The following is a 4,752-nucleotide window of genomic DNA, read 5'->3' on the forward strand; positions in this document are numbered from 1 at the left end:
GAAGCTAAGCCTCACAGCGCCGATGGTACTGCAGGGGGGACCCTGTGGGAGAGTAGGACGCCGCCGAACAATCTTTCCAGTGAAGCCCCCTGACCGTGTGTCAGGGGGCTTCACTGCGTTGTGGGTGCAGATAGCTGCATACCGCAGTATGCTCGCGTCATGGCTTCCACGACGCGCATCACGGTCACTCTCCCGACCGAACAGGTCGAAGAGATCAAGCGCCACACCGACAACGTCTCCGGCTATGTGGCCGAGGCCGTAGCTCGGCAGGTCCGTCGGGAACTGCTGGCGTCCGAGCTGGAGGGCTACCAGCGGGACTTCGGCGCGTTCACCGAGGAGGAGCTGGCCCAGGCCCGCGCCGAGCTCGCCGCGGGCGAGGCCGGCCGCGGAGTCGACGCCGCATGAGTGCGGCCTTCGCTTCCGTCATCCTGGACTGCGAAGCGCTGTCGGCTTGGGTCGGCCAGGACCGCCGGATGATGGCGAAGCTCGCCGTGCTGCGTGAGTCAGACGCGGACCTGGTGGTGTGCGCCAACACGATCATCGAGGCGTCCCACGAGCGCACGAACCACGCCCGCTTGAACTGGGTGCTCTCCCAGACCCGCGTCGTGCCGGTCACGGAGCAGGGAGCCCGTGCGGCGTCCTCCCTCCTCAAGCAGGTCGGCCTGCACGGCCACAAGTACGCGATCGACGCGACCGTGGCCGAGGTCGCCCTGCGCCAACAGCCACCGGTCGCCGTCCTCACATCGGACGTGGACGACCTGAGCCGCCTCTGCGGCCACCAGATCGCCGTCCTTCCGGTCTGAACCCGCTCGTCGCGCATGATTCAGAAGGGAACTATGCCCTCCTTCAAGGCAGTTCTGCTCGACTGGGTCGGAACGCTCATCGTCCCGAAGTGGGGTGCGAGTCGTGGGTACCCGGCAGGGGGCCCGTGGATCGAGCGTTCCTTGAGGCAGGTCGGGCGAGCGGCGTCCGCTGCGGAGGTGGCGCGGATCAGTGCCGCGTTGAGCGAAGCAGGGAATTGCGCCGACGTCACGGCGGGCTGGGCTGGCGCGGACCTGGCCGCCGCGGCCCACTTGGCCGGCTACCTCCGGTGGGTCACGACGGCCGGCGTGGATCCCGTCTTGGCTGACGCGATGTACGCGACGCTGTCCGACGTCGCTGACAACCAGTTCGCTGTCGACGTCGAGCCCACGCTCGCCGCGCTCAAGGCATCAGGGGTGAAGGTTGCCATCGTCAGCGACATCCACGTCGACATCCGGCCCTGCTTCGTGAAGACCGGACTGGACGTGTACGTCGACGAGTTCGTGCTGTCCTTCGAGGTCGGTGCCTGCAAGCCGGACCCGGCAATCTTCCACACCGCACTCACGAGGCTCGGGGTTCTGCCCGACGAGGCGCTGATGGTCGGCGATCGCTCCGGCCACGACGGCGCGGCCGTCGAGGCCGGCGTCATGACACTCCTCATCCCGCCGCTGACGCACGTCGACGAGCGGAGACTGGATCGCGTCCTCGCCACCTGCGGCCTTCCTCCCGGTCGGACGCCGTAGCGAGATCGTCCCGCTGTCGACCAGGGAGCCAACTCGCGCGTGCAGAGCTCCTCGTTTGCCGGGCAGGACGAGATCGACTCCCCGTGACGGGTCGCGCCAGACTTGTGCTGACGGAATGTCATATCGCCTACCGGGGCGGACACATGTGGACTCAGGGGACAGTTCTGGGCGGTCGCTACACGCTGACGGAGCGCGTGGGCGGCGGCGCGATGGGAGACGTCTGGCGCGCCGACGACGGGGTGCTGGAGCGTCAGGTCGCGGTGAAGATCCTGCTGCCGTCACTGATGGAGGACGAGTCCTTCGCGGCCGCGTTTCCGGCGTGAGGCCAAGGTCCTGGCCAATCTCGACCACCCGGGCATCGTCAACGTGTACGACTACGGCGAGGAGGAGGTCGACGCCGGGACGCGCGTCGCGTGCATCGTGATGGAGTTCATCGTCGGCCGTCCGCTCGACGTCCTCCTACGGGAACGCGGGACGCTTCCACAGGCCGAGGCGATGGCCCACATCCGCGAGTCTGCGCCTGCGCTCCCGGAGGGCTTCCCGGAACCGGTGCGCGAACTCGTCGCCCGCGCCCTGGAGAAGCGTCCGGAGGACCGCTCCCTGGGGCCGCGGCCATGGCCGAAGCGGCCCGCCGCGCGGCTGCCAGACGGAGCGTGGCGGAAGCGGAAGGAGCGGGGGGTGCCGTTGACCGCACCTTGCTGCTGCGCGGGGCGGCGGACTCTGCGGCTGCAGTGGTTCAACCGCCGGACATTCCAGCGGCTGTCGACGACGCCGTCGTCGTGGGAACGGCAGGAAGCAGTCGCGCTGGCGGCGCCCGGGGTTCGTCGTGCCTCTGGTGATCCCGCGCGTGGTCGCCTCGACGGTCGGCACACTGCTGCTGTGGCCCAACGGATGGCAAGGCCCAGGCGGGCGGGCCCTCGAGCCCGACTGTGACGGCGAGCGTAAGCCTCCGGAGCAGCGCGAGCAGCACCTCGACGGGCAGCTCGTCGCCGCACACGCCCTCCGCGTCCGCGTCGGCGTCAGCTTCCGCGACATCGTCGGGGAAGACGACCGGCGGTAGTTCTGCTGGCGCCAACGGCGGCGTAGTGCCTGTACCGCCTACCGGCGGCGGTACAGGCGGAGGAACCGGTTCGAACAGCGGCACCGGCGGCACTACCGGGGCATCGACCAGCGGCACGGGGACGGGCGGCAGTTCCAGTGGGAGCAGGGGAACGTCGAGCGGCACGTCCTCGGGCGGATCGGGCGGCGGGACGAGTCAGATCGGCTCGGCGGGCACCTACCGCATCAAGGACGCGGCCGATGCCGGCTGCCTCGAACAGGACACCAGCAGCGGCGCCCCCGGCGCCCCCGGCGCCTATGCAGTGAGCAGCTCCTGCGCCTCGGGACCGAACCCGTACGTGGGGTGGACGTGGACCGACGCCGGAAGCGCCTAGTACGGCCGTAGGGCGACGTTCGGTCCGGTCCTGTCCGGATCGGCGGGGCAGGTCGTAGGGTGCTGCATTGTGTCGCTGCTTGAGATCTCCGATCTGATCACGGCGGTGGAGCCGGACAGCGGTCACCGGCTCCCGGTCCGGCGTGCCGAAGTGATCCAGCGACTGCGCGAGAGCGGAGACAAACGCGCGGCCAGGATCGTCGCCCGGCTCCCCGTGGACGGGGACGGGGTACTCGACCCCGTCGCCGTCGACCGGCTGCTCATCGGCGTGCACACCGAACTCCAGCGGCTGAGCGAAGAGTTGCGCATCGGCGAACGCCTGATCCACCTGCTCGGCCCGCTTTTCGCCGCGATACGTGCCGCCGCCGTGCAGCCCGGGCCGTACCGCCTGGTCGACGTCGGTTGCGGCCTGGGCTACCTGCTCCGCTGGCTGGCGTCCACCGATGCTCTCGGCCCGGATGTTGAACTGGTTGGAGTCGACCTCAACGCCGCACTGGTGGGAGAAGCGGACCGTCTTGCCAGCAAAGAGGGCCTCAACTGCCGTTTCATCCACGGGAATGCGTTCGAACTGCCGGAAGCCGCTTCCGTCTATGTCTCCACCGGCGTGCTGCACCACTTCCGCGGTCCCGCGCTTGCTGAGTTCTTCCAAGCCCAGGCAGCCTCACCGGCGCAGGCCTTCTGCCACTTCGACATCGCCGCGACTTCTCTCGCGCCGATCGGCGCCTGGATGTTCCACCGCGCCCGGATGCGCCACCCGCTCGGCCGCCACGACGGCGTCGTCTCCGCGCTGCGGGCGCACAGCGACGAAGCACTCCTACGCGCGCCACGGTGCCTGGCATCCGCGCACTGCTGCACGACCCACGCGGCACGGCAAACCCGTTCTGCACCACACTGCGCCCGATCATCGGCGTGCGCCCGCACCTGGAGCCCCCGTTCCGCCAGGCGCTCGGGCGTTCCGCGCGCCGACTGGTCGGCCCGGAGTACCTGACCGAGCCCACCGGATGACCCCCGCCGCACCGCTGGCACTGCTCGGTCTGATCGACGCGGCGTTCAGCGGCTTCCGTGCCTACGCCGGCAGCGACGCCCGCATCCGCAAGCACCGCGCCAACGCCCGAGCGGCTTTGCGTGGGTTGACCACGGGGGCAGCCCTGCTGCTCCTTCCCGCACTGACTGCGGCCGTCCTGCTTCTGACGGCATCGGACACTTCCCGGACGTATGAGGCCCTCGCCGCCGGAGGCGTCGGCTACCTGCTCCCACTCGCCGCTTATGCCGCGGCAGTCCTGCTCTCACTCGCCGCCTCCTTCTTCCTGCCGTTCCGCGCCAGCACGCTCGCGATGGTCATCGGCCTCGGGCCGCTGACACTGCTGCGCCCCGTAGCCATTGCCGCCGCCTGCATCGGAGCGCTCATCAACGGCGGTGGTTGGCCCGCCCTGCTGGTCGGCACGATCGCGGGTGCCGCGGTGCTGTGTGTCGAACCTGCGGTGCACCGCCGCTGGTACCGCTTGGAGCGGGTCCAGGTGGAGGTTGACACGGTCTGTACGGGTGCGTAGAGTCCTGCGAGTTGTCCCGCCTGCGATGCAGGCCTGTGGGCAGCCAACCCCCTCGAATCTGACCGCACGGTGCTTTATTTGTGCTGCCATTTTTCGGGGACAGCTGATGGATTCGATGTTTCCGGAGAAATCAGCTAGAGTTTCACTCGTCGGAACGGGCCGGAGCGAAAAGCGAAGGCCGAAACGTTCTGATAGAGTAGAAAACGAAGGAAGCGCCCGGAGGGCC

8 protein-coding genes are annotated in these 4,752 nt (G+C 69.1%); all 8 read left to right on the plus strand.

Translation table 11 applies throughout. The features are described 5' to 3' along the window. Positions 1–159 precede the first annotated feature (159 nt). The 8 genes from ABH928_RS36345 (at position 160) to ABH928_RS36380 (ending at position 4,526) form a co-directional block, all read left to right on the plus strand. Positions 160–405 (plus strand): hypothetical protein, encoded by a 246-nt coding sequence (locus ABH928_RS36345; RefSeq protein WP_370073031.1) that lies wholly within the window; start codon positions 160–162, stop codon positions 403–405. Continuing rightward, on the plus strand, positions 402–803 hold the full coding sequence (locus ABH928_RS36350) for a DNA-binding protein (RefSeq protein ID WP_370073032.1): 402 nt from the start codon (positions 402–404) through the stop codon (positions 801–803). The genes ABH928_RS36345 and ABH928_RS36350 overlap by 4 nt, the downstream gene beginning before the upstream one ends. A gap of 33 nt (positions 804–836) precedes the next feature. Beyond that, positions 837–1,544 (plus strand): HAD family hydrolase, encoded by a 708-nt coding sequence (locus tag ABH928_RS36355; protein WP_370073033.1) that lies wholly within the window; start codon positions 837–839, stop codon positions 1,542–1,544. 143 nt (positions 1,545–1,687) lie between these two features. Beyond that, positions 1,688–1,867 (plus strand): hypothetical protein, encoded by a 180-nt coding sequence (locus tag ABH928_RS36360; RefSeq protein ID WP_370073034.1) that lies wholly within the window; start codon positions 1,688–1,690, stop codon positions 1,865–1,867. Positions 1,868–2,370: 503 nt separating this feature from the next. Further along, positions 2,371–2,604, plus strand: a complete 234-nt coding sequence (locus ABH928_RS36365; protein WP_370073035.1) for a hypothetical protein — start codon at positions 2,371–2,373, stop codon at positions 2,602–2,604. A 25-nt stretch (positions 2,605–2,629) separates the two neighbouring features. After that, the gene (locus tag ABH928_RS36370; protein ID WP_370073036.1) at positions 2,630–2,977 is read left to right on the plus strand and encodes a hypothetical protein; all 348 of its coding nucleotides are present in this window, start codon (positions 2,630–2,632) and stop codon (positions 2,975–2,977) included. Between the two features lie 69 nt (positions 2,978–3,046). Continuing rightward, positions 3,047–3,964 (plus strand): class I SAM-dependent methyltransferase, encoded by a 918-nt coding sequence (locus ABH928_RS36375; protein WP_370073037.1) that lies wholly within the window; start codon positions 3,047–3,049, stop codon positions 3,962–3,964. Between the two features lie 13 nt (positions 3,965–3,977). Next, complete coding sequence (locus tag ABH928_RS36380; RefSeq protein WP_370073038.1) at positions 3,978–4,526, plus strand: hypothetical protein; 549 nt, start codon at positions 3,978–3,980, stop codon at positions 4,524–4,526. Positions 4,527–4,752 lie beyond the last annotated feature (226 nt).

Origin of the sequence: Streptacidiphilus sp. MAP5-3, from assembly GCF_041262505.1 — a bacterium.
GTDB lineage: Bacteria > Actinomycetota > Actinomycetes > Streptomycetales > Streptomycetaceae > Streptacidiphilus.

Excerpts from the sequence above, each read along its gene's own strand:
- ABH928_RS36345 (WP_370073031.1), top strand. The coding sequence starts at position 160 with ATGGCTTCCACGACGCGCATCACGGTCACTCTCCCGACCGAACAGGTC.
- ABH928_RS36350 (WP_370073032.1), top strand. The coding sequence starts at position 402 with ATGAGTGCGGCCTTCGCTTCCGTCATCCTGGACTGCGAAGCGCTGTCG.
- ABH928_RS36355 (WP_370073033.1), top strand. The coding sequence starts at position 837 with ATGCCCTCCTTCAAGGCAGTTCTGCTCGACTGGGTCGGAACGCTCATC.
- ABH928_RS36360 (WP_370073034.1), top strand. The coding sequence starts at position 1,688 with ATGTGGACTCAGGGGACAGTTCTGGGCGGTCGCTACACGCTGACGGAG.
- ABH928_RS36380 (WP_370073038.1), top strand. The coding sequence starts at position 3,978 with ATGACCCCCGCCGCACCGCTGGCACTGCTCGGTCTGATCGACGCGGCG.